Source organism: Panacibacter ginsenosidivorans, from assembly GCF_007971225.1.
GTDB classification, from domain to species: Bacteria; Bacteroidota; Bacteroidia; order Chitinophagales; family Chitinophagaceae; genus Panacibacter; species Panacibacter ginsenosidivorans.
In genome coordinates, this window is sequence record NZ_CP042435.1 from 4,576,321 (window position 1) to 4,599,619 (window position 23,299).

A 23,299-nucleotide genomic window follows, 5' to 3' on the forward strand; every position below is an offset into this window, starting at 1 on the left:
TTAACCTGCTTTCCTTTCCAACAATTCCGGAACAACACTTAATGCAGGGACATGCCTGAACCGGCCTTCCTGCCATTCGATCCGCCAGTTACCCGGTCGGCCATTGCGGACTTTTTGTAACTGTACTTGCCAGCGCGGGTATCCCACACCCGGCAAATCACCATATATTTCAGAAGGTAAAGAGCTAATTTTCCAGCGGGTAACGCAGGCAGTGGTATTCAACTTGCGGGGATTGACACGCACAATAAAACCGGTTACCCGGCTCTTTTCTACCGCGAGCTGCAATCGCCTTGAAGTGGTGAAATCCAGATCGGACAGTTCACTCACCACGGCAGCCAACCCCTCACACTTCAATGCCTCTTCCACTGCCCACAGCAGCTCTTTTTCTTTGGCCTGCTCAACAAATATGACCCTTTCCGGCGCAATCCCAAATGCCACCAGCGCAGGCGGAAATACCGTACGCACTTTACCGATCCAGACGCACACCCCACCCCGCTGCATCAATGCCGCCAGGATACCCGCAATAAAACCACCCGCCGCCACCTTCTCTTCCGCACCCTTACAGATAAACTCATGCACCGCACCCAGCGGAAACTGTGCATCCGGGAAAGCTGCATTGACCGCACCGAGCCCAATGATTTCAAGCACGCCGCCGGGAACGGGTTTATATCCCTCCAGCGGAAGAATATCCCTTTGCAACTGCGCAATAATATCTGCTCTTGCTGCGGTCATCTCATGAATGAATGGTTGAATTTGCACAAATATTTAGTGCAAATTACTAATATTATTAGCAATTCATAGCCTAAATATTTCTTCTTTTTTACGATTCACACCGGAAGGAGTAACATAACGGCAGGAATAACTACTTTGTCAATATTTCCCCCCTAAAAAATTCGGATTGCTTGTTTTTTGCAATAATTTCCTATTAAGCCCAACTTATTCCCGGCAAATTATGCGATGAATAGGACCGTTAATCCCCGCATGGGGTGAAATATTACTTTTTTACACAAAAGGTAACTGGAAACGTAGCAACCTTCGCTTTTGATACAATTGATGCTGCGCAGAATTTAAAATGCTATAAAGCGAATATGGATATCAGATTACCCGGTAGTTTACTTTCGCTGGAAATAACTTCCCGTTAATTAATAAATGTGCGCAAATTTTGCGGCGAATAAGCCCGTTAATCTCCGCATACGCCGGCCCGGCCGGGCCGAACGCTTCAAACCTTGTAAATATTCTATCCCTTCCTGGCGGGTTTTATTTTTAGCACACCTTTTATTCTATAAAATCACGGGTATCCTTATCATCATCTGTATGCCGGTAAAAGACAAAAAAGACGATGAACAAAATTATTACAGCACCAATAATGCAGCAGGGTATTTCATACCATAATGGAGACATTAGTATAGGGTTGCTTTTTTCTAAATTGCAACATTATAAAAGAGAAGGTAAAATTGCAAATTTTTTACGTTAATATACAATTACTATTAATGTAATGAGGTGCCTGCATGTTAGTGGCAATGTTTTTTTCATTATATAATTTGCACATTTGCTTCTTTATCTTCTTTTAAATAAAAAGCAATAAAAGCCATTGGTTGATCTTTTGAAGCATTGTCAAAATGTAAAATGTTTGTGTTCCTGGGTTCATAGAATGAGTCACCTTCATTAAGAATTACGGCTTCCTGCCCTTCTATCTGAAAAAGAACACTTCCTGATTTAATATAACCAACAACCGGGCAGGGATGTAAATGTTTTGGGGCTGTTTGTCCCGCCGGAAAAGTGATTTCCTGTATTTCACTGTCTTAACCTGTTGGTCAATTACTGCTGGTTGCAGATCTTTTCGGATAATTTCAGATGGTTTCGCCATACTGCCTGATTTGCCTGTTGTAATAATAAGCTGTTTTATTCCATCCAGAAAAGTATTTTTCCATTTTCAGCTTTTCTGCTTTCCGGGATTGCCCTTTTAAATTCGATCAATGGATATTTCCCCGAAACTTCCATTTTAAAGTCCTTATTCATGATTTCCCGGATGATATCCGCCCAGATATTTTTTAATTCTGTTTTTAGTTTACCATTCAACCATCCGTCAATCCCAAACCCTTTTATGGTCAGGTTCTTAAAGATAACAGCTGAACTGTGATACATTACGGGTTGCTCGCTATAAAGACCATAATGGATGATTTTACTGTTGGGTGAAATAGTATTAATTACCGTTGAAGTCAGGCCTCCACCAACAGCATCCAAAAATCCCGCTATTCTTACAGTTTTTGCCAGTTCCTGAACTTGTTCTGCTATTGCCTGATTATCCGCTTTCAAAACCAAATTTGCACCAAGGCGTAATAATTCCTCTTTTTGTTGAAGATCGCGTACAATAGGAATGGTTTTTATGCCTCTATTTCTCGCGAATTGTATGATTAATTTGCTTACTGCTGAATTTCCTGCAGAAAGATGATCCATTCGTTTTCTTTAGCATCCAATTCTTCTAACAGCGCCCGGGCAGTCAATGGATTTAATGATAACTGAGCAGCTTTTTCAACAGATGCGTTTTTGGGTAAGAGGATGATTTTATCTTTTGGAATATTTACGGATTCTGCCCAAATATTTTTGTGCCTGAAAGCAACAATTGAATCAACAGGGAAATTTTCATCTCCACCATTTCCCGTTATAGTTCCTACGCCTTCAAAACCCGCAACCTGTGGAAAATTCGGTTCAACCCGATACTGTTTTTCAATAAACATCAGATCCGCCGGATTTATCGGACTTGCCTTTACTTTAACCCGAACTTCATTGTCCAGCAAGTCTGCGATTTCCTTTTCTCCAAGTTTAAGCACTTTTTCAGCTTCACCTTTTTCTTCGAAATATAATGTTTGCATGTAATGATCATTCTATGTTACACGGCTGGTTCAAACTGGTTCAACGGTTACTGGCTTTGCGTTGATTGACTCCCGCCTTTTCATGCTAAAACTTTTCTTTATACCTGCTGTTTAAGGTATTCAAAAGTTCTTCGTTTACAGTAACCTGGTAATTTAAGCAGCCTCATTTTCTAACTGTAGTCCGCGATTAACATGGCTACTAAAATTTATCAGGATGTTGTCTCAATTTACCGCCACTCCAAAGTTATTCATAGGTATGGATGTACACAAGAAAAGCCGGAAGTTCATTACCGTTTTGATTAAAATCAAAAAGAGCATCAAATACTTATTAATAAAACTTTTAAGAACTTTAAAATACAGACTTTTGTTGAAAATATGGGCAGTGTTAAGACAGTGAGACATTCAACGAAGACATGGTGATTGGCCCATCAGGATAAATACATAAAAATGCAGGAATCAAAAGAAGAGAACCAGCCGGTGGTTAATGAAATAATTAAAAAGCAAAATGCAAGCGATCACCTCGCAAATGAACGCACCTTTCTTGCATGGATACGCACCAGCATCGGCATTATGGCTTTCGGTTTTGTGGTAGTGAAATTTTCATTGTTCATAAAACAAATTGCTCTGCTGCTTCAAAAGGATGCCATCATTCCGCAACGGGGTTATTCTGCTGTTATCGGCATTTTACTGGTTATTGTTGGCGCGGTTGTTTTATTATTTTCTTTCATAAGGTATAAGCGAACAGAAAGACAATTAGCGAATGAATCTTACCGGTCTTCACCTGCGCTTGTTTTTTTGCTTACAATTATTATCCTTATCATAAGCATCCTGCTTATTTTATATTTGATTAACAGCACAAGTGAATATTAAGCAACCGAAGCGGGCCACAATTTTGCAGGAGGAAAAAATAAATCAATTGGCGTTCTTATCGCATGAGTTCAAATTTCAATAATTTCTTTTCATTGTTTGCAAGAATGGTGATCAGGTATGTTCCGTTTGGAACTGATGATGGGATAACAATATTTTCGGTTACAATACCACCATGCTCATTTTTATTGACAGGCTGCAGCATTTGCTTTCCATTGATATCATAAATATCAATCATTACTTTACCTGTATAGGCCATGTTAAACTGTAAAGTTATCTGGCTACCCGTTACAGGATTGGGATACATACCTGCCTTCAGAACATTTGAAGCAATGATTTCATTATTTGAAGCAACTGTTTTTATTTGCTGTGTATTCAAATATCTTGCTGTAAAAAAATTATCCTTATTTAATTGCAGGTAACCTGTTGTAAGAATTTTCCCATCGGGCTGTACTATCATTTCATTTACGCCCAGTGATCGTGCAGACGAAACACTGAAAAAAGTATCGCGGCCATTGTTGCCAAATGTTAGATCGGCTGTGCCATTGCTGTTTAAACGTGCAAGGCCGATAGCGTTGTAGCTGCTGTTGTTTATGTTACCTGCAAGCACAATTTTTCCATTATCCTGGATAGCCACACTTTCACCAAAACTGCCGGAACCGAAATAATCAATATACTGGTAGCCGTTATTTCCAAAATTGACAGCAACCCTTCCGTTTGCATCAAGGCATAAGGCGCTTTGTTTGTTTACATTGCCGGTTTGAGAATAACCGCTTAAAACTATCCTGCCATCCGGTAAAAGGCCTGCTCCATAAGCGCCGTCATTTGCGTTGGCACTTTCACGTACAATACCTTTTTTACCAAATAAAGTATCCAGTGTTCCATTTGCATTAAATCTAACAGCGAGATAATAATACCGAATAGCTGATCCGGAAATTTGTGAGTGGGTAAATGGAAATTGACTATGGGAGCTACAAACCTGTAATCATTTTGAGCATCTCATTGTATTCAGGATAATCTTTAAACATTTCTTCGAATGTTTGAAACATTATTTGCACGCCTTTTAAAAAGTCTTTATCCCAATCGTCACTAAGAGTGGGCATTTGTTGGACCATCATTGATTTGACGTGTACTGCGTCTTCTCCGACCAAAATTTTACCTATTTTATCTATTGCAGACATGAGGTACATTAACTGTGTAAGCGTAAGACCTGTCTTGTCATTGCTGACAAAAGATTCTGCTGTGAATTTTTCAACCAGTTCATTGTGGGCTTCCAGATCGAAACCGTGCGGGATGCTTTCAACAACGGGGTGCAAAGCGTCGCCAAAAAATATTGCTTGTAGTGCAGCGAGCGTAAACTGAAAGAAAGGGTAATGAGTGCCATCGTTACGAAAAGTGATTATATCTGAGGTTGATTGGTCGTGCATTGGGAGAGAAGGATTAAATACTAATGTACCGGTTACAAATTTATTTGTTCTGACTGAAGAATTAAAGGAGATAAAAATGTATTCTTAAAATCCCAAACAAAAGAAAAATCAATATAAAAATAATCACGAAGGATTTTATTCCTGAACTTTGTAATTTTACACCAATCAACACCGGTATATTGAGCTTTAAAATCTTCTTACAATACACGTTCAGCGTCACAAATTATTTCAAAGTTTCGTAAAACTGCATCGGCAGTTAATGTGTCTTTTTATGAAATCTTCATAGGAAATATCTTTTGTATATTTAAGAATTTTGGATGCACTGCTAATAATATAAGTGATGAGTTAATCAGGAGTGCGATGGTGCATATTATCGATGCTGGTTTTGATTGCTCAATAATCTTTTAAATAAAGCTTTGAAAATTATTTCTCGGAAAAAAAACATAGATGTCGTTTTATTCATATTGCAATTCAAATTCCAAAATTATTTCCATTTTTAATTTTGCGTAGATTGATAATACGCACACACTTTATTCATTACACATTTCGCGTGGTCCGGGTTTGTTGGCCGGCATACTTCCCTTCCCAGGAAACTCATACACATGCCTGCATCCCATTGTTTTTGTGGTAACAGTTCCATCATTTCCTGTTCGATTTTCTTGGGATCTTCTGTGTCGACAATACCTAGACGGTTGCTTACCCTTATTGTATGCAGGTCTACAACTATACCTTCAATTTCTGCCTTTGCATAATTCTTTATAACATTGGCAGATTTTCTTCCAATACCCGGTAGCGCTACAAGCCCTCCCATGGTAGTTGGAATGGCTGAATCTTTTTTTAACTGTTTTGCAATTGCTACGAGCCACTTTGATTTGTTGCCAAAGCTTCTAACCTTGCTGATATATTTATGAAGATCTTCCGGCTCACACTTTGCAAGTGCTTCCATCGTCGGCATTGCTTTGAATAATTCCGGTGCAATAAGGTTTATAACAGTATCTGTTGTTTGTGCAGACAGTACTACCATTACCAGCATCTGGTATAAATTCTTTGCATCCAACGGATGTTTATGATCCTTGTATTTTTTTATTAATGGCTTGACTGCATTTGGCCAGTCGACTGTTGGTTGTTTCATTTAAAAGTAATTTAAAATTAAATTTCTATACCAATGCCCAATCATCATAATTAATATCTAAATCGAACAGCTTTACAATTAATGATTGTTTTATAATATCATTTATCATGTACTTGTCTTCATACTCTTTGAAGAGGGAAGCATCTTCCGGAAGTTGCGGTATAGGATAGTTAAAAAGGTTTTTAATACTATCTATCATGTAATACATATAAACGTCAGGTGTTTTCTGGTGCACATCCAGGCAAACCCTTATCATTGGTTTACACAATTGATTATGCACCTGCATAATAGTAGCTACAGCGTTGATCCTTTTGTTATTGTATATGAAAGGAAGGTCAAATTCCAACGCTTTTTTCAATTCTATTTTTTTTGCTGCCATAATTTATAAAAGTACAAGAGTGCGACGCAACGAAAGCTTAATTCTTAGATAATAGCGGACTCAATAAAATTCTAACTCATTTTGATTTGCGATACCAGGTTTTTTAAATCACGGCCATCTTTAATTGATTGCCCTGAAGCCCATCCGCGTTCCGGGTAATACCTTACAATTGCTCCTTTAAATAAAAACCTTATTTCTGAATTTGTTCTGTAATGAATTTTATATCCAAGATCTTCTATTGTTTTTTTTGCTTCAATCATTTTTGGACTTTCATAAGTTACATATTCGCCTTTTTCTAAACCTGCCTCCTCTAAAACTGGCTTGCATATTTCAATAACCTGGTTACATTTATCAACATCAAAATAACCTATATGACATTCATTTTCTGGTATACCCATTTGAATAGATAGCCATTTGTATGCTTTCTTCCTTTTTGATGTAATCGGTAAACTTTCTTTCCAGATTTCATCTATCAATCCATCTTTAAATATTTTATCAAAGAAAAAGTGCGCCCTTTTCTTGGCGGCTCTTAATTCTTCATTTGCCAATCTACCTAATGCGATGTTAGTTCCCTTATGTACTCCAACATAAGCATTGCAATCTCTGCAGATATAGATCATACCATAAGATCTTCCGTAGACTTCAATACTGTCAATGTATTCAGTGCCTTTAAAACAGTATGGACAAATCTCACCTTTGGTGATTGATTTTATAGCAGAGTGGTCCATAAATTTTTGCCGATTATTACATATTAACTATTATGGTTTGTCTTTTATTTTTATTTAAATGACAAGCTCCGGGACATCATTATAGGTAAACTTCTTTTTAGGATCCCCGCATTGTTGAAAATCTTTCGGTATTGTAAAAGCATTCATTTCTTTAGCAGGATATTGATTGGAAGCAATCTGAACTATTCTTTCTTCACTTAATTGTGGATTCAACCACTCTTTTGCTTGAGCTAAATTAATAATGGTTGGCATTCTTTTTTTGGAATTATGGATCTGCTCCATCAATTTATTCGCTTTCGATGTAGCTATCGCAACAGTAAGTATAGTTTCTGTAGTTACTTCACCGGTGTCTTTATCAACATCTGTATGAGTCCAGGGATTATACACTCCAGCCAACATGGTAAAAGGTGATTCTTTACTTGTTGAAAAAATATGATAAGGATATTTGACAGCTGTCTTTAATTGCTGGCCCTTTTTTCCAATAGGGAATATATGGCGCCATTCATAGAATCCGTCAATGAAAATTACACAACGTCTTTTTAAAGCAGATTCTCTCCACATAGTTTTTTCAAGTATCTCATCTCCTACAACATTTAATGTTGTATAACCTTTAATAAATATTCCTTTTTCATTATTATAGCCGTTCCAAAATCTTTGTGCATGCTCCCAGTTTTGAATATAACCTGGAAGATATCCCCACATCATTTTTGTTAGATGATTCTTCCTGTCTACTGAATCAAAATACATAACGGGATGCATCTTGTGATCAAAACCATTGATATAAGAAGCAGATGGAAAATTCATCGTGAGTTGTGTATCTACCACGGCTTCCGGAAAATAATCCAGTATGCTTTCCAGCTTTACTTCAAATGAAATATGATAACACATAGCTTATGAATTTTCAATTTCTTCAAATTTAATTCTTATAGGTTGTTTATTGCCGTATTTCATAATAATGTATAATTCTCCAAATGTGATTTCATACTGGGTTTTCAATTCCTGTTCACCGCCAATTCTCCAGTTAGTCTTGTTTTGAATATATCTCCTGATATTACTTTCAAATTTTAGTCTTATTCTCCTGTTCAATGCTTCAGTATCGGAAACCAAAATAGAAAAAACCACATATTTGGAGTCTGGCATTAACATCGATTTCAGTTTTTCTACATGTGCCGGGTTTTCAAGATCTATGATAGCTGCGAAGCGATCACCACCAAGCGCACGTTTATGCACTATTGCTTTGTTCTTATCATCGTAATGTGACAGCAGTATATGGTCTTTATCATTGTTCTCAAAATGATCGTATCCTCGTTTATATGTTTGGGAAACTAAATATCTTTTATTTCTTTTTTTAAAAGCATCAATAAATCGCAGTTCAAATCTTTCAAAGGGGTTAAACATACATTATATCTTGATTAGGGGAAGTTCATCAATATTCGTTGTATAACGTTTGGATAAATATTCAGCTCGAAGCTTATATCTTTTTTCATAACCCTGCTTAGCATACCGCACAAGGTCTTTTCCGAAGGCTATATTAATTTTATCAAGTGTTTTTGAGACTGTTTTCTGTTTTTTGCGGTCCTCGTTATCAAATAAGCTGTACTGAATTTGTTCCTGCGGAATAATGTCCATCACGATAACTCCACATTTCTGGTAGTTATAACCAGGTCTATAAATTAAGTTCAATCCTTTCAATGCATACTTAATAAGTTCGGGAGTACTATTCGTTGCAACAGGTAATTTCACAGTACGGCCGGCGCTGTACTGTTTATCCTGCACCCTGAACTGATTTGTTTTTAAAAAAACCTGTATCTCTCGTGTACAGGATTTTTGATTACGGAGTTTTAATGCGCAGGATGCAGTATAGTTTGCTACAGCCTGCTCCAAAGTTTTTTTATCTGTTATAAGTGTGCCGAAAGAACGTGAGGTACATATATTTTTTTTTGGGGGCGCTTCATATTCCCATTCTATAGAAGGCTGGCCACGCAGTTCATGCAGCAACCTTAATCCTACAACACTCATATGCTGTCTTACCCAATCATCTGAAGCTTGCACAAAATCCTTTGCGGTTTTGAATCCGTTATTGGTTAACAGTTTTGCATACTGCGCCCCAATTCCCCAGATATCTGCTACCTCTGTAAATTCCAGCATCCTGTCCGTAAGATCTTTGTTGGCCGCCCAGTATACACCAACATCCTTGTGGATTTTTTTTGCATACCTGTTGGCCATTTTTGAAAGCGTCTTTGTATTTGCTATGCCGACAGTTACAGGTATGCCAATATTTTTTTTTATTGTTCTGCGGATATCGATTCCTAATTGCAGCAGATCCTGATAGATCATTTCGTTCATATCAAGGAAAGCTTCATCAATCGAATAAAGTTCCATTTTTGAAACAAAGGTTTCCAGTGTTCTCATAACTCTGTCACTTATATCTCCATACAAAGTATAATTAGATGAAAAAACTTTTACGTTGTGTGCCTGCAGTGTATCTCTTATCATATACTCGGGTGTGCCCATTTGTATGCCAAGGGCTTTCGCTTCTTCACTTCTTGCGATGGCACATCCATCGTTATTACTTAAAACAACAACAGGATGATTTTCAAGTTTCGGAGCAAAGAGCCGTTCGCAGGAGCAATAAAAATTATTGCAATCAACTAAAGCGTACATTTTTTATTTCTTTCGGGTTACTGATGATAGAAGTGACAACACCCCAGATTTCTGCTTTCATTTCAGCAGTTATTTCAATGTCTTTATACTTATTGTTAGCGGGGACAAGCCAACATTTTCTTTCCTTTTTTTTAAGATATCGAACTATAAATTCTCCATTCACAGCCGCAACTACTATATCACCATTTTGAGCTTCTATCGACCGATCTACCACAAGCAATGTCTTATCGGGTATGTAGGCATTGACCATACTATTTCCCTGACACCAAAAATAAAAAGTTGACAACGGATTTTTGATCAGTAGTTTATTGAGGTCAATACGCTCCTCTAAATAATCCCGTGCCGGTGAAGGAAATCCCATACCTCATTTATTTTCAAACATTTTCTAAAAAGCACCGATAGACTTTAATTCGACTTTTGTTCAATTGCTTCGCCAATTTTAGCAACGAGATCTTCGTCCATATCGTTGTTAGCTTCCCAGGCAGCATTCTCATTTAAACCAATTACTGCTAACTCTTTACCATCTTTTACAACATGATAATAGACCTGGTCTATATGATCTTCTGATTGAATCATATATTGTTCTCCATCGATAAAAATTTCCTGCGGGGTGCCGTAAACTGTTTCCATTTTGCCAATTTTTTAGTTGAAAAAGGTACAAATAGCCTACCAGTTTCCAAAAGTAAAATGTTTCCCTAATAAAATTAGTTTTGTTTTACTAAATTAATTAGTACGTTTGTAAAAACAAATGATATGGATAACCTGATAAACTATACCGAAGATGTAATACATCGCAATTACGAAGAGGATGGATGTAAGTATTGTTTTTCTATCTATCCTGAATATTACAGTGAAGAAGAGGCTTTGTGCATCACCGGCAGGAAACATGTTGTTGCCATAACACCACAGGGTACTTTTAGCTTCTCTATATCCCTGGGCAAAGCTGGCTGGGTTGCCGATAACAGTTTCAACAATAATCAAAATATTATGGTGCACATTAATGCTGCGTTAATTACCGGTCATTCTGTTACGCAGAACTGATCTCATGTTAGTGCATTATTAAGCAGGAGACCACTCCTGTTTTCAGGAGTGGTTTTTATTTCTATCTTTAAAAAAAATGCCATGATAGAAGAAATGAAATTTCAAACAGAGGAAGACGCTGAGCCATTAACATATAATTTAAAAATTCCTTTGGATAAAAAGCTTACAATTTTTAAAGTGAGGGAATTTGATAATGCTTTACTGACTCATTTCGAATTGACATATCCTGACGGCAAAGTTGTGAACCTATATTACAATGACGATGCACCCGAAGAAGGTAATGAATGGGGTGAAGATGAACCAGGGAATGCAACAGAGCTTTCAAAACAGTTGGGAAAACACCTGGATCAATTTATTAAACAACAAAAGAGATAAGATGTGAAAACATTATTTCTAAAATAGCTCGAAGAGCGGGGACCTAAACAATTTTTTTAACAAGGTTTCTCAATGCTTTACGAATGTGATGATAATTTGGTATTAGTTATTTTAAAGAACTTACCCCCGCCTGTTCCCAGGTGGGGATTTTGTTTTTATGAAATATATACACAATGAAATGAAAAATAGAAGTATTCTTTGACGAAAAATGGTTAAAGCTGATCGTTGTAAGGTCTGCAAAGATCTGCCTGAATTAGCACTATAACTGCAGTAATTTCAGACAGCCTGGTCGTTTTCCGCCTCATCAATCGCTTTTTTGAGCGTCATCATTAAGAAGGCACCCGGTTTTTCCATAAAGGGATGATCATACCAGAAACCGTCTTTGGTTTTGTGCAGTTTATAAACGATGGTTTCCTTGCTGGTTGTTGCTTCGGTAAGGGTATATTCCACCAGGGTTGCCCTGACATAACCCATTGGATATTCGATACTGACAATTGAAGTAGCGCAGTTAAAACTTCTGCCGTCCGTTAAAACGACCTCCCGGTTTTCCATTGATAAATGTTTTATTTGAGATATTGAATAATGCAAAATTATCCGGAACAAAAAAGCACCGGATTAAAACCTTATTAATCCTTGCTGAAGAAGAAGCGACCAGCATATGCTCATTTCAAAACTGCTCATTGCACGGCAAGCACTGCGCCAGCCCGGCGCAGGACTCCGTAATACCCGCCCACAACGCCCGCCGGAGACCTGCACCGGCGGAGGTTCGCAGGCTGTCACAGCGCTTGCCACTTCCACGCGGCATCTAACCGTCCTCTTTTCACTCCGCTAACCCGTTTGTTCCGCTATGCTGCACGCCCGGATCGCTCCGCTCCATTGCGGCGGTAAAGTGCCGCTGAAAACAGACGACAAAGATTGCTGCATCTCCCCGCAAGCCTGCACCAGCCCGGTGCAAGACACCGCCGCGCAGGACGCCTGTCGGAGACTTGCACCGCAAGAAACGCTGCGCTGGCTGGCGCAGACCTTGCGATTTCTACGCGGCACAACACCTTCCTCATTCCGCTGCGCAACCCGTCCGTTCCGCTGCGCTGCACGCCCGGAACGCTCGCTCATTCCGCCGGTCATGTGCCGCTAAAAAGAATCATATTAAGACTGCTCACTCCGGGAGACTTCATTCATCGTTATCCTGCTATCTTTGTCCAAACTCCTTTAACAAATGTTCTGGACACTGGAATTAGCCAGCCATCTAATTGAAGCACCCTGGCCCGCCACAAGAGACGATTTGATTGATTATGCGATTCGCTCAGGGGCTCCTATTGAAGTGATTGAAAATCTCCAGGAACTGGAGGACGAAGAAATATATGAATCCATGGAAGAAATATGGCCAGACCATCCGACACAGGATGATTTTTTATTCAACCAGGATGAATATTAGGCAAATGCCTTGATGATCCTGTACACACCTTCATCTGTTTTCCGATAACCATAGTCATAACAGAAAAGGTATTCATCCTGCTTCGCCTTTGTAATCGTATGATGGGTATGATAATTAAATACAAAGCCCTTTTCCTGCAAAACTTTTTCCTTCACGTAAGTGTCTTTCTCTTCCTTAAACAACGCCTTTAAAATACGGCGGTTGCGTTTGAGTGCAAGATCTATTGCGCGAATTTCTTTGCGTTCGGTTTCTTTTTGTCTATTGAAATATTCATTGCGGCAATTGTCATCGCAATACTTCTTATCACTGCGTCCTGCAAGTGTTTTGCCGCAATTCCAACAACTGTGCGGTTTGTTATTTTCTAACATGTTGTTCATAAGATGGAAGGTTAGCGCATCGCTAATTTAGTAAATCATTGCTTATCCGTGTGTACACATTTTTACCTGCATATATCCATGTATACAATTGTAGTTTGAACTAATCGCCTTCTTGCTCCGATAGCTTTGTCTTCGTTAACCAATCACACATTGTATGAAAACGCAAAACAAAATTCAATTGATCGGCTATGTTGGGAAAGACCCGGTTATCAGCACCGCAAGTAACGGCAGTAAACTTGCACGGATGCGCATAGCGACAGACAGGTTCTTTAAAGATGAAAACAACAAGCCTGTAAAACAAACCGCCTGGCACAATATCCTTGCGTGGGAGAAAAAAGCAGACTTCGCAGAGAATAATTTTTTGAAAGGCAGTCACATTCTCATAGAAGGACGCATCAGGTACCGCAACTACAAGGATAAAAATGGCGAACCACGTCATATCGCCGAAATAATCGCAGAAATGCTCATGAATCTTGACCGGTAAATCTCATCCTATGCAGGCGAAACTATCTGGAAGTGCCATTCACGGTGTGGATGCCTTCGGTATTACGATTGAAGTAAGCATCAGCAACGGCTTTGGGTATATGATAACCGGTTTACCCGATGATGCGATCAAAGAAAGTTTGAATAGGATCAGCATTGCCATTACATCCAATGGCTTTTGTATGCCTCGCACAAAACTCGTCATCAATCTTGCACCGGCAGATGTCCGCAAAGCAGGAACCGCATTCGATCTTCCGATTGCATTGGGCATATTACTCGCTTCTGAACAGCTGGTGGATCTGGGTAAACTAAAAGATTATATCATTATCGGCGAATTGGGACTGGATGGCGCTGTTTATCCTGTGCGCGGTGGACTTTGTATGGCGCACCATGCATTGAAAAAAGGTTGCAAAGGAATTGTACTGCCTTATGCAAACGCAGCAGAGGCAGCGCTTGTGAAAGGTATTGATGTATACGGGGTGCGACACTTGAGGAATGCCATTGACTTTATTCAATCAGATATAGCGTTACAGCCATTGAAAGGTTCTCATTACTTTTCATTTAATAGCACATCCCATCTTGATTTCAAAGATGTAAAAGGACAGCAGAACATAAAACGGGGGCTGGAAATTGCGGCTGCAGGCGGGCACAATGCGTTGATCATCGGACCGCCGGGTACAGGAAAAACAATGCTTGCAAAACGATTGCCTTCTATTTTGCCACCGATGACTGTTGATGAAGCGCTCGAAACAACACGCATCTACAGTGTTGCCAACAACGCAGAAGCCATGACAGGCTTAATATCACAGCGTCCCTTCCGTAATCCGCACCACACGATTAGTGATGTGGCGCTCGCAGGCGGGGGCAGCGTGCCTGCACCGGGAGAAATATCACTCGCTCACAATGGTGTTTTGTTTCTGGATGAATTACCGGAATTTAAACGCTCGGTAATTGAAGTGCTTCGTCAACCACTGGAAGAAAGGAAATTGTTGATCGCAAGAGCGAAGCTGACGCTGGAATATCCGGCCTCATTTATGTTTATTGCTGCAATGAATCCCTGTCTCTGTGGTTACCTGGGTCATCCCTTCCGCCCGTGTACATGTAGCAGGAAAAGCATTTTGTGGTATCGCAGGAAAATAGCATCGCCGCTACTGGAAAGAATTGACTTGCACATTGAAGCAGAACCTGTGCCGCTACATGAATTGATGGAGACAGATGTGCCCGCAGAAAACTCTCCTACGATCCGGGAAAGGGTCATCAACGCCAGGGCAATTCAGTCCCATCGATATGTAACACATAACAACGTTTATTGCAATGCCCAGATGCCCGACCAAATGATCGATAATATATGCAACATAGATCTTTCTGCTAAGAAATTCCTGTTAAAGCAAATGCATGTACTTCAGCTTTCTGCAAGATCTTATACGCGCATTCTCAAAGTGGCAAGAACAATCGCAGACCTCGCGAACAGCGCCGGAATAGAATTGCATCATGTCGCTGAAGCACTCCATTACCGCGGTCTTGATAAACCATTAATTATTCCATCCAATAAGTTCTGCACGCCTCAACCAACATCATATCGGTTAACAGGATAATTGTTTGTTGTAGGTAATCGCTTTCCTCACTATTCAACACCTGTTGCGACGCTCCGTTCATGGACAACAAATCTGTTCAGCATTCACTTTATTTGATTGCTCATGTTGCAGGACTTCGTATTGCATCCTTCCGAGCAAACCCAAATTTTCTGCGTCCCGCAAGCGGGACTTGCCCTTTGGGTTTTAAAAAAATCTCCACCCCGGGCAGGTGGTTTCGCACTGTTCAACTTTCTGCAATGTGGATGAAGCTACAGAACCACTATCGGCTTCTTCCCGGGTAGTATTTTTTTCAAAAAAAATTTGGATTTGCCTCCAGGATGCAATGGGCAGCGTTGCTGGCCAAAAAGAAAGAACGCGCCGCAAGGCGCACTATCCGATTCACTAACAATTTAAATCTACTATCATGGCACAAATTATCGGACGGCTTACAAAAGACGCGAAAGTATTACCCGGCAGCAACAACCGCGAATTCATTGCATTCACTATTGCAGAGAATTTCCCCTACAAAACAAAGGGCGGGGAGCGCAAACAGGATTCAACTTTTTTTGATTGCGCTTATGGTCGCAGCACCAAAATAGCGCCTTACCTGACTAAGGGAACGATTGTCGTAGTGACCGGACGACTAAAACCGCACCTGTATACAGACAACCAAGGCAACCAGAAAGCAGGCATTCAAATGCAGGTAAAGGAAATCAGCCTGCAGGGTGGCGGCAGGAGACCCGACGGAACCGAAACCGCTAAAGCTCCAACTGAGACAGAACCAGCCGAAGACCTTCCATTTTAAACCATTGCATTTCCAAACAAATTTTTAAACGACTCAACTTTTATCAATATGGCACACAATATCAATTATAACGATGAGACAGGGAGATATTCCTTTTATTCTGTAAAGGAAAAGGCATGGCACGGGCTGGGACAAATTGCCGATCAATATGAAACCAGTACCGAAGTGCTGAACAACGCAGGATTAAATTTTATTGTAGAAAAGCGTCCGTTGTTTACCTATGATACCGAAAACTTTTGCAACAGCAGGAAAGAGAACAGCGACGATATTATTATCCCTGAAATCACCGTGCCCAATTACTACGCAAACGTAAGAACCGACACAGAGCAGGTTTTAGGCGTAACGGGCAGCGATTACCGTATCGTACAGAACCGCGAAGCATTTGAATTTTTTGACGCTATTGCCGGTAAAGACGGTGTGTTCTATGAAACAGCCGGGGCGTTGGGTAAAGGTGAGCGCATATTTATTACTGCCAAACTGCCTGACCATATCAAAGTCGGCAGTGATGATATGATTGAAAAATACCTTTTTCTAACTACTTCGCACGATGGCAAAGGCAGCATCATTGCGGCCTTTACGCCGATCCGCATCGTTTGCAATAATACCTTAAATATTGCGCTCGGTAATTGTTCAAACAAGGTAGTGATCCGCCATACAGAAGGCGTAAAAGACCGCCTGCGTGAAGCCCATAAAGTGATGGGCATGGTTAACACATTATCACCACTCCTTGAACAGTGTTTTAATCATTGGACAGGTATAAAAATTACCGACCCCGAAATTAAAAAACTGATCCAGGTTGCAATGGCACCTAATAAGGAAGTACTTGACAATATTAAAGCGGGTAAAGAAGACGAAAACAGCACCGCATTTAAAAATATCGTTGATGATGTTTTTGGCTATGCAATGATGAGTGAAACGCAACAGCTACAAACCACACGCGGAACATTGTTTGGTGCGTTTAATGCCGTCACCGGCTATTTTCAAAATGTCCGCAAATACAAGGACAACGATGCAAAAATAAAATCCATCTTCCTGGATGGTACCGGTCTGAACAAAGCGCAAAAAGCTTTTGACCTGTGCAGCGCCTACGCCAAAGATGGTGAAACCGCCCTTGCAATATCGTAAACAAACGAGCGGGGCAACCGCCCCGCTTTTTTTCCTCTTATCCATCAATCAACTGCATTACTTATGAAATCATTTAAAGAAATGAACAACATTGACAAGGCGCAATTAATACACGCCTTGTTTCCTGACGATATCAATCACATGCTTACATTTTTTGAAGATTCAGCGAGCATGATTTTAAATAGTCCATCATTAATGCCGGAAGAGTGGAACAGGAAAATCGACCTGGCAGTATGGCAAAAAGAAGCGGAGACAGTGCAACAAAAAATCAATGAGTATCGCGGGAAAATGGTACAAGACGGCAGTTATTTCGCGGCCACTTTATTCAAAGGCTATCTTGATTTTTTTCCGCTGCAATGTCTCAGGGATTACACCCTCTTAACACCCAATCAAAAATTAGCGGACGCTATAGAATTATTGTTTGAACCATGAACAGGGCGAAAGCTGCCGTTTGCAAATGTTATGTTTTGCAAAGGAATGCAAACGGCAGCTTGTCATTGTATCCTTAAATGAAATTATCTATTACTTAAACTTTTATCCATGAATATCGAAACAGCAATAAAGAAAGGGACTATACAATTTTCAAAAACATTCACTGTACTGAACAACTGTAAAGCATTGATCGAGAGCTATGCAATAGACGAATTGGGATTCAGTATAGAAAAAGCAAAAGCTTTCGCCATTTCCGTTGCAAAAGACAGCAGTATAAAACTATTGTCCACTTACCCGGACATGGACAGGTTCTTTTTGTGGTACTACATCAATTTCATTTCAAATATTTAAAAGCAAATGGCATGTGTAGTAAGATCAATATCCAAAAACTGGCAACGTTTACACCTGATTCAAACAAACTGCAACTGGTTGTATTCCGCTTAACAAAAGCGGACAGCACACCTTACAACTTTGTTTGGATAATGGGCAACATAGACAAAGTGAAACATAAATTATTTGCATGGAACGGGACACAATTTGAAAGAACTTATTTCGGGACAATATACAACGCCACATTACCAAAAGACAATACCCGCATTGAAGTAAACACGACAAAACTGTCTGCACTCTGCCGCGACCTGAACATTGATTCACTGGTGATCGTCCGCTTTCAAGTTTATTAATACACCGCACGATAAAACATTTTACTAATGAAATACCAATTCCATAATATACAACTATCACCCGAAGAAAAAGCCGTCTGGAATGCGTCTATTATTGAAATGCTTTCAGACAATACTGCACCCGGCATGGGTGCGGAAGAAATCTATAACCTGTTTACAGGTAAGGGTGGATTGCACGGGCTATCACGTCAGGATTATCCTAATTACTATGAATATGCAACAGCAAAAAAGGAAGTTGAGCAGGGACAATTTTTTACGCCGCATAATCTTTGCGATGCCATAGTGCGTGCTATAAAACCCAAGCAGGAATTTACCATTGCAGACCTTACTTGTGGTATAGGAAACTTTTTCAATTTCATGCCAAATGAAAGCAACCTGTATGGTAATGAAATAGACCCCGATGCGCTATCTGTTTGTAAACATCTTTACCCCTTGGCAAATTTGGAGGAAGGCGACTTACTTTATTACAGAAGCGCCGTAGCTTTCGATATTGTAATCGGCAATCCTCCTTTCAATCTTGCTACCGACAATGGGAACAGCCAATGGGTATATCTCCAAAAAGCGCATGAGGTTTTAAAATACGGGGGATTGCTATGCATTATTGTTCCGGCAAGTTTTTTAGCAGACGAGTTCCAGGATAAAAGAAAGATCAGCTGGCTGAATGACAAGTTTCATTTTGTATTGCAATCGCTTTTACCTGCTGATGCTTTTGATGCATGCATTGAAACAAAACTACTGATCCTGCAAAAGAAAGGGATTCGCAAGGTTTGTTTTAGCTACCAGCCAACAGCATTTGTTCCTTTTGAACCTGATAATATTTATAATGGTTTTATTAAACCTCTGTATGAGGAAAACAAAGCAAATGCTGCAAGACTTCATTTACTGTCTATACAAGAAAGTATAGGTTTTGCAGAATTAAACTACCAAATTAAAAAGCGATTGTGGCATATCAAAAGCAATCCTTTGTTGCGCAGAAAATTTTATAAAAAGGCTTTACAGAAACTCGATGAAATCAAAACGAAAAAGAGACCGGATGATATGAGCCTGAAGGAATGGGAGCGCATCAAGCCTACGCCTGAAAAAGTACTGCACTGGATGAGCAAACTATTAAAAGAACAGAATCTGCCACCTGCAAGAAAAATAACAGCCATCGTTAAAAATAATTATGGTATCGCAAACAAATCCTATCATAAATCATTGCAATCACAATCATGGTATAAATCGGTTCATGATCTTCTATTAAACGGAGGGCGTTTTGCACCATATAAAAAGTTGTACGACAAAAAAGAAAAGGCACTTACAATACAGAACTCAGCATTTACGCAGCTTTCCCGCAAACCCAATATTGATGCGTTTCTCAATCGCTTCCGTTTAACACCGAAATGGCAAAAGCAATTATTGTTTCCTAATGTCAACGCAACCATTATCAAACTAAACCAGATGCAAAAACAGGATTTGGGTTTGATACTGCAAAAGCATTACAGTATACTGGCATGGGAACAGGGCGGCGGCAAATCGGTCGCAGGTATGACATGGCTTCGATATTGGGAAAAACATTATCGTTATTGTTTTATTCTCGCACCGGCACTTGCGATCAATACCACCTGGACAGAAAGACTGAGCATTTATGGTTTTGATTTCTGTCAGCCTGAATCTGCAAGCGATCTGTATACAATAAAACAGGGGCAGATCATTTTAGTGACCTATGACCGGTTGATTTCGTTGCAACGTTTTATTAAACGCTTTATCAAACATGCAGCATATAAGATTGCTTTGCTGGTAGATGAATCAGATGAACTAACCAATGCATCCAGCCAGCGCAGCATTGCAGCACTGAATTGTTTCCGCAAGGCGAAATTAAAACTGCTTACTACTGGCACCACGACACGCAACAACATCAATGAACTGTACACCCAATTAGAATTATTGTATAATAATTCATCAGCATTCAGGTGTTGGGCTGAACGCATTTATAAAGCAGATGAAAAAGGTTCGATCCGCGAATGCCTAAATGAAAATTGCGGCTATCCTTTTCCCGCTTATAATGGCGCTGCTTTATTCAAAGCGTCCTTTTGTCCGCAACGTGTTACCGTCTTTGGTATCCGCCAGGACACGCAGGATATATACAACACTCCCATATTAAAAGAGATCATTGACAAAACAATTGTTACCAGAAAGTTTGAGGAGATCACTGGTGAAAAAAAATACAGTATTCACACACATGCGGTGAGACAAAGTATTGCAGAAAAGGAACTATACAGATTGCTCATGCATGATTTTCTGAAAGTGTGTTATGATTATTATACCACTACAGGCAACGCAAGAAAAGAAGCCGCCATGCGACTGCTCCGGCAGATCAAGGCACTGATAAAGGCAACTTCTGTTCCGCACCTGATGCCCAACTATACGGGTGCCGGTTATCCTGAAAAATACAATAAGATCAAACAGATGGTGCAGGGCTGGTCACAGGAACTGGTGACCATCGGCACTGTTTTGAAAAGTACCGCCCGGGACTATCACCAATATTTAAAAGAACAGTTTAAAGAGCGCCAATTGTTTTACATCGACGGCGAACGAAATGTTACCAAAAGGAAAGCAATTCTTGAACAGTTCAGGCTGAGTGAAAACGGCTTACTTGTTTGCACACAGCAATCGTTAAAATCATCCGTCAATATCCCTTATTGCAACCGTTGCATTATAGAGAGTCTGCAATGGAATATTCCAAAGATCAGCCAGTTCTATTTCAGGTTCATAAGGTTCGATAGTGTACGACACTCAGAAGTACATTTTGTCAACTATGAGAACACGATAGAGATTAATCTTCTTGCCTTGCTGATGGCAAAAGAAAAATTAAACGATTTTATCAAGACCACGAACGAGAAATCTTCCAAAGCGATTTATGAGCAGTTTGGTATTGATCTCAACATCCTCGATATGCTGATCTCAAAAAGTTATGATGATGAAGGCAAACTGGTACTGCGCTGGGGCAAACAGCAACTATGCTGATTCCAATAAAACAGTAAACAATTTTATAAACATAAAACATTGCACGTATGAAAACCGCAATTAAAAGCAAAGCTGAAATAAACAGAAAAACAGAAAAGCCAAAGAAGCAAACAACAAAATCTTTTGCGATACCGGAGGGCGAAAGAGAAAGTATTGCACTCGACCTGATAGATTATCATCCTTCCAACCGCCGCAGGTTGTTTAATCAAAACACATTGCAGGAACTTGCAGCAGATATTGCATTGCATGGTTTGATACATGATGTTACGGTGCGTCCTAAGCCTGACGGAAGATTTGAATTGCTGGCAGGAAGAAGAAGAACTGAAGCGTCCCGTATAGCCTGTTTAAAAACGATCAGCGCTCATATCGTTGATGTCACTGATGATGTTGCAAAGGAGATCATATTCAGTGAAAATGCACATCGTGAAAATCCGCATCCGCTTGATGATGCATTGCTGATCGCAGAAATGCAGGAAGCAAAAAAAACCACAAAAGAAATCGCATTGCGCTTATGCAAGTCTGAATCCTTTGTATTGGGTCGCGCCAAATTGATCGCCCTTATTGAACCGTTTCAGGAAATATTTATTGCAGATAAAATGACTTTGCAGGAAGCGTTGCAACTGGCTGCCATTGCCCCGGAATCACAACTTGATTTTTTTGAAGAGAACTGTTCGGACTGGAAAGAGGATGAAGATTTTGAACTCGGTGAATTGTCCTATGAATTACGCCGCTACACGTATGATCTTACAAAAGCACCGTTCGATATCAAAGATAAAAAATTGGTTCCCGAAGCCGGTGCCTGTTCACGTTGTCCTTTTAACACCGCAACTATGAGTACCTTATTCCCGGATGAAGCACAACACGCGATTTGCACCAACAAAGCATGCTACCACAACAAATGCAGTATGCATTATCAAGCGAACCTGGTAGCATTGTTTGCAGAGCAACCCGCTGCGCTTGTTGTCAGTTCCAATATTGCGGAATCGCTGAAAAAAGCAGTAGAACAATTTCCCGCTGCAAACGGCTTACCTATTTACGATCGCTACAACGTGCAACTGGTCAATGCACCGCAATTGCCGGATAAGGCAGACTATACAGAGGACAATGAAGATGGCAGCGAAACTTTGTTTGATGAAACCGCTTTTGCACAGGCAATGGAAGAATATGAAAACGATCTGCATGAATACAACCAGATGATCGAAAAAGGTACGATCATAAAAGGATTGCAAATAACATCAGGTGAGATGGCAATCGTTTATTTTATTGAAGGCAGATATACTGTAAGCAGTTCCACTCCAAAACAAACCGCTAAAGAAGTACAGGAAGCAATCAAAGCAGGTACGGTAACAGCAGAACTATTACAAGGTGAAATTGAACGCTTAGAAACGAGAGAGAAAAGAGCCAAAGAACTTGACAGAGAAAAAGTACAATTGCGGGTGCATGAGGAATTTATTAAACAAATCAAAAGCCCATCTGAGACTGCCCTGACGCAGGCAGATCATATCGCTGCAAGATTACTGGTGTATCACTCTTTGGACTATACAAACAAGAACGAGGTTGACAAAGCACTTCAATTAAAAGACGCGCAAACAAATGAAGGATTGTACCAGTTGCTTGCGGCACTTACTGACGTGCAGTTCAGTTATCTTATCCGCATGGCACTTGCGGGTAAATCAGACAGTAAGTTTCCAAATAATATTACAGCGTATACTTTGTATCAAACAGCAGCGGCTGCAGGAGTCGATGTTGGGGCAATTGAATCGCTTCAACAGCAGAAAGCAATTGAACGTCAAAAGACATGTGATGAAAATATCAATAAAACCCGGGAAAGAATAAATCAGCTGGAACCACAGGAAGCAGATTGAAAAGGGGGGCGCCCTGAAACTATACAGG

The 23,299-nt window shown here is 39.9% G+C and carries 29 protein-coding genes and 2 pseudogenes; 13 read left to right on the forward strand and 18 right to left on the reverse strand.

The features are described 5' to 3' along the window. From FRZ67_RS19245 to FRZ67_RS19260, 4 genes are all read right to left on the reverse strand, one after another. Entirely contained in the window at positions 1–732 is a 732-nt protein-coding gene (locus FRZ67_RS19245) for an ImuA family protein (protein WP_147192217.1), read from the reverse strand. Between the two features lie 800 nt (positions 733–1,532). Then, positions 1,533–1,793, reverse strand: a complete 261-nt coding sequence (locus FRZ67_RS23965; RefSeq protein ID WP_374728509.1) for a cupin domain-containing protein — start codon at positions 1,791–1,793, stop codon at positions 1,533–1,535. 109 nt (positions 1,794–1,902) lie between these two features. Further along, positions 1,903–2,457 (reverse strand): zinc-binding dehydrogenase, encoded by a 555-nt coding sequence (locus FRZ67_RS19255; protein ID WP_147192218.1) that lies wholly within the window; start codon positions 2,455–2,457, stop codon positions 1,903–1,905. Next, positions 2,424–2,873 carry an alcohol dehydrogenase catalytic domain-containing protein gene (locus FRZ67_RS19260; RefSeq protein ID WP_147192219.1) on the reverse strand — a complete coding sequence of 150 codons (450 nt, stop codon included), beginning with the start codon at positions 2,871–2,873 and terminating at the stop codon, positions 2,424–2,426. Before FRZ67_RS19260 ends, FRZ67_RS19255 begins: the two co-directional genes overlap by 34 nt. Positions 2,874–3,320: 447 nt before the next feature. On the opposite strand from FRZ67_RS19260, the gene FRZ67_RS19265 reads away from it, so the two are divergent. Continuing rightward, positions 3,321–3,743 (forward strand): YidH family protein, encoded by a 423-nt coding sequence (locus FRZ67_RS19265; protein WP_147192220.1) that lies wholly within the window; start codon positions 3,321–3,323, stop codon positions 3,741–3,743. Between the two features lie 55 nt (positions 3,744–3,798). Here the strand turns inward: FRZ67_RS19265 and FRZ67_RS19270 are convergent, their stop codons facing one another. From FRZ67_RS19270 to FRZ67_RS19325, 12 genes and pseudogenes are all read right to left on the reverse strand, one after another. After that, complete coding sequence (locus FRZ67_RS19270; protein ID WP_147192221.1) at positions 3,799–4,377, reverse strand: T9SS type A sorting domain-containing protein; 579 nt, start codon at positions 4,375–4,377, stop codon at positions 3,799–3,801. Positions 4,378–4,419: 42 nt separating this feature from the next. Further along, positions 4,420–4,677: pseudogene (locus tag FRZ67_RS23970) on the reverse strand (NHL repeat-containing protein); the annotation flags it as partial. 34 nt (positions 4,678–4,711) lie between these two features. Beyond that, positions 4,712–5,167: a hypothetical protein gene (locus FRZ67_RS19280; RefSeq protein WP_147192222.1), complete on the reverse strand. Its 456-nt coding sequence runs from the start codon at positions 5,165–5,167 to the stop codon at positions 4,712–4,714. 32 nt (positions 5,168–5,199) lie between these two features. Next, positions 5,200–5,349: pseudogene (locus FRZ67_RS23975) on the reverse strand (HepT-like ribonuclease domain-containing protein); the annotation flags it as partial. A 314-nt stretch (positions 5,350–5,663) separates the two neighbouring features. After that, positions 5,664–6,299, reverse strand: coding sequence for an endonuclease III domain-containing protein (locus FRZ67_RS19290; protein WP_147192223.1), 636 nt, complete (start codon positions 6,297–6,299; stop codon positions 5,664–5,666). 25 nt (positions 6,300–6,324) lie between these two features. Then, positions 6,325–6,678 (reverse strand): hypothetical protein, encoded by a 354-nt coding sequence (locus FRZ67_RS19295; protein WP_147192224.1) that lies wholly within the window; start codon positions 6,676–6,678, stop codon positions 6,325–6,327. 71 nt (positions 6,679–6,749) lie between these two features. Continuing rightward, on the reverse strand, positions 6,750–7,406 hold the full coding sequence (locus FRZ67_RS19300) for a zinc-finger-containing protein (RefSeq protein WP_147192225.1): 657 nt from the start codon (positions 7,404–7,406) through the stop codon (positions 6,750–6,752). 54 nt (positions 7,407–7,460) lie between these two features. Continuing rightward, on the reverse strand, positions 7,461–8,294 hold the full coding sequence (locus FRZ67_RS19305; protein WP_147192226.1) for an SOS response-associated peptidase: 834 nt from the start codon (positions 8,292–8,294) through the stop codon (positions 7,461–7,463). A 3-nt stretch (positions 8,295–8,297) separates the two neighbouring features. Then, positions 8,298–8,804 (reverse strand): hypothetical protein, encoded by a 507-nt coding sequence (locus FRZ67_RS19310; RefSeq protein WP_147192227.1) that lies wholly within the window; start codon positions 8,802–8,804, stop codon positions 8,298–8,300. A 3-nt stretch (positions 8,805–8,807) separates the two neighbouring features. Next, a complete protein-coding gene (locus FRZ67_RS19315) occupies positions 8,808–10,070 on the reverse strand; it encodes a Y-family DNA polymerase (protein WP_147192228.1) in 1,263 nt (420 codons plus the stop codon). Continuing rightward, complete coding sequence (locus FRZ67_RS19320; RefSeq protein WP_147192229.1) at positions 10,054–10,431, reverse strand: LexA family protein; 378 nt, start codon at positions 10,429–10,431, stop codon at positions 10,054–10,056. Before FRZ67_RS19320 ends, FRZ67_RS19315 begins: the two co-directional genes overlap by 17 nt. Before the next feature lie 44 nt (positions 10,432–10,475). Next, positions 10,476–10,700 carry a hypothetical protein gene (locus FRZ67_RS19325; protein WP_147192230.1) on the reverse strand — a complete coding sequence of 75 codons (225 nt, stop codon included), beginning with the start codon at positions 10,698–10,700 and terminating at the stop codon, positions 10,476–10,478. 123 nt (positions 10,701–10,823) lie between these two features. Here FRZ67_RS19325 and FRZ67_RS19330 point away from each other — a divergent pair, with 123 nt between their 5' ends. Beyond that, positions 10,824–11,111 carry a hypothetical protein gene (locus tag FRZ67_RS19330; protein ID WP_147192231.1) on the forward strand — a complete coding sequence of 96 codons (288 nt, stop codon included), beginning with the start codon at positions 10,824–10,826 and terminating at the stop codon, positions 11,109–11,111. A gap of 81 nt (positions 11,112–11,192) precedes the next feature. Continuing rightward, entirely contained in the window at positions 11,193–11,486 is a 294-nt protein-coding gene (locus FRZ67_RS19335) for a hypothetical protein (RefSeq protein WP_147192232.1), read from the forward strand. A gap of 276 nt (positions 11,487–11,762) precedes the next feature. Here FRZ67_RS19335 and FRZ67_RS19340 read toward each other — a convergent pair whose 3' ends face one another. Then, positions 11,763–12,038: a hypothetical protein gene (locus tag FRZ67_RS19340; RefSeq protein ID WP_147192233.1), complete on the reverse strand. Its 276-nt coding sequence runs from the start codon at positions 12,036–12,038 to the stop codon at positions 11,763–11,765. 664 nt (positions 12,039–12,702) lie between these two features. On the opposite strand from FRZ67_RS19340, the gene FRZ67_RS19345 reads away from it, so the two are divergent. Beyond that, positions 12,703–12,921 carry a DUF2795 domain-containing protein gene (locus FRZ67_RS19345; RefSeq protein WP_147192234.1) on the forward strand — a complete coding sequence of 73 codons (219 nt, stop codon included), beginning with the start codon at positions 12,703–12,705 and terminating at the stop codon, positions 12,919–12,921. Here FRZ67_RS19345 and FRZ67_RS19350 read toward each other — a convergent pair. After that, entirely contained in the window at positions 12,918–13,298 is a 381-nt protein-coding gene (locus FRZ67_RS19350) for a DUF2116 family Zn-ribbon domain-containing protein (protein WP_225975400.1), read from the reverse strand. The two genes, FRZ67_RS19345 and FRZ67_RS19350, sit on opposite strands and share 4 nt — an antisense overlap. Before the next feature lie 154 nt (positions 13,299–13,452). On the opposite strand from FRZ67_RS19350, the gene FRZ67_RS19355 reads away from it, so the two are divergent. The 9 genes from FRZ67_RS19355 (at position 13,453) to FRZ67_RS19395 (ending at position 23,271) form a co-directional block, all read left to right on the forward strand. Beyond that, complete coding sequence (locus FRZ67_RS19355; RefSeq protein ID WP_147192235.1) at positions 13,453–13,782, forward strand: single-stranded DNA-binding protein; 330 nt, start codon at positions 13,453–13,455, stop codon at positions 13,780–13,782. Between the two features lie 10 nt (positions 13,783–13,792). Further along, positions 13,793–15,376, forward strand: a complete 1,584-nt coding sequence (locus FRZ67_RS19360) for a YifB family Mg chelatase-like AAA ATPase (RefSeq protein ID WP_147192236.1) — start codon at positions 13,793–13,795, stop codon at positions 15,374–15,376. A gap of 403 nt (positions 15,377–15,779) precedes the next feature. After that, the gene (locus FRZ67_RS19365; RefSeq protein WP_147192237.1) at positions 15,780–16,160 is read left to right on the forward strand and encodes a single-stranded DNA-binding protein; all 381 of its coding nucleotides are present in this window, start codon (positions 15,780–15,782) and stop codon (positions 16,158–16,160) included. A gap of 48 nt (positions 16,161–16,208) precedes the next feature. Continuing rightward, positions 16,209–17,285, forward strand: coding sequence for a DUF932 domain-containing protein (locus FRZ67_RS19370; RefSeq protein WP_147192238.1), 1,077 nt, complete (start codon positions 16,209–16,211; stop codon positions 17,283–17,285). Positions 17,286–17,348: 63 nt separating this feature from the next. Then, on the forward strand, positions 17,349–17,717 hold the full coding sequence (locus tag FRZ67_RS19375) for a hypothetical protein (protein WP_147192239.1): 369 nt from the start codon (positions 17,349–17,351) through the stop codon (positions 17,715–17,717). A 108-nt stretch (positions 17,718–17,825) separates the two neighbouring features. Then, on the forward strand, positions 17,826–18,068 hold the full coding sequence (locus FRZ67_RS19380; protein ID WP_147192240.1) for a hypothetical protein: 243 nt from the start codon (positions 17,826–17,828) through the stop codon (positions 18,066–18,068). Between the two features lie 11 nt (positions 18,069–18,079). After that, the gene (locus FRZ67_RS19385) at positions 18,080–18,400 is read left to right on the forward strand and encodes a hypothetical protein (protein WP_147192241.1); all 321 of its coding nucleotides are present in this window, start codon (positions 18,080–18,082) and stop codon (positions 18,398–18,400) included. Between the two features lie 27 nt (positions 18,401–18,427). Beyond that, positions 18,428–21,406 carry an N-6 DNA methylase gene (locus FRZ67_RS19390; RefSeq protein WP_147192242.1) on the forward strand — a complete coding sequence of 993 codons (2,979 nt, stop codon included), beginning with the start codon at positions 18,428–18,430 and terminating at the stop codon, positions 21,404–21,406. A gap of 47 nt (positions 21,407–21,453) precedes the next feature. Continuing rightward, positions 21,454–23,271, forward strand: a complete 1,818-nt coding sequence (locus FRZ67_RS19395) for a ParB/RepB/Spo0J family partition protein (protein WP_147192243.1) — start codon at positions 21,454–21,456, stop codon at positions 23,269–23,271. Positions 23,272–23,299: the final 28 nt, after the last annotated feature.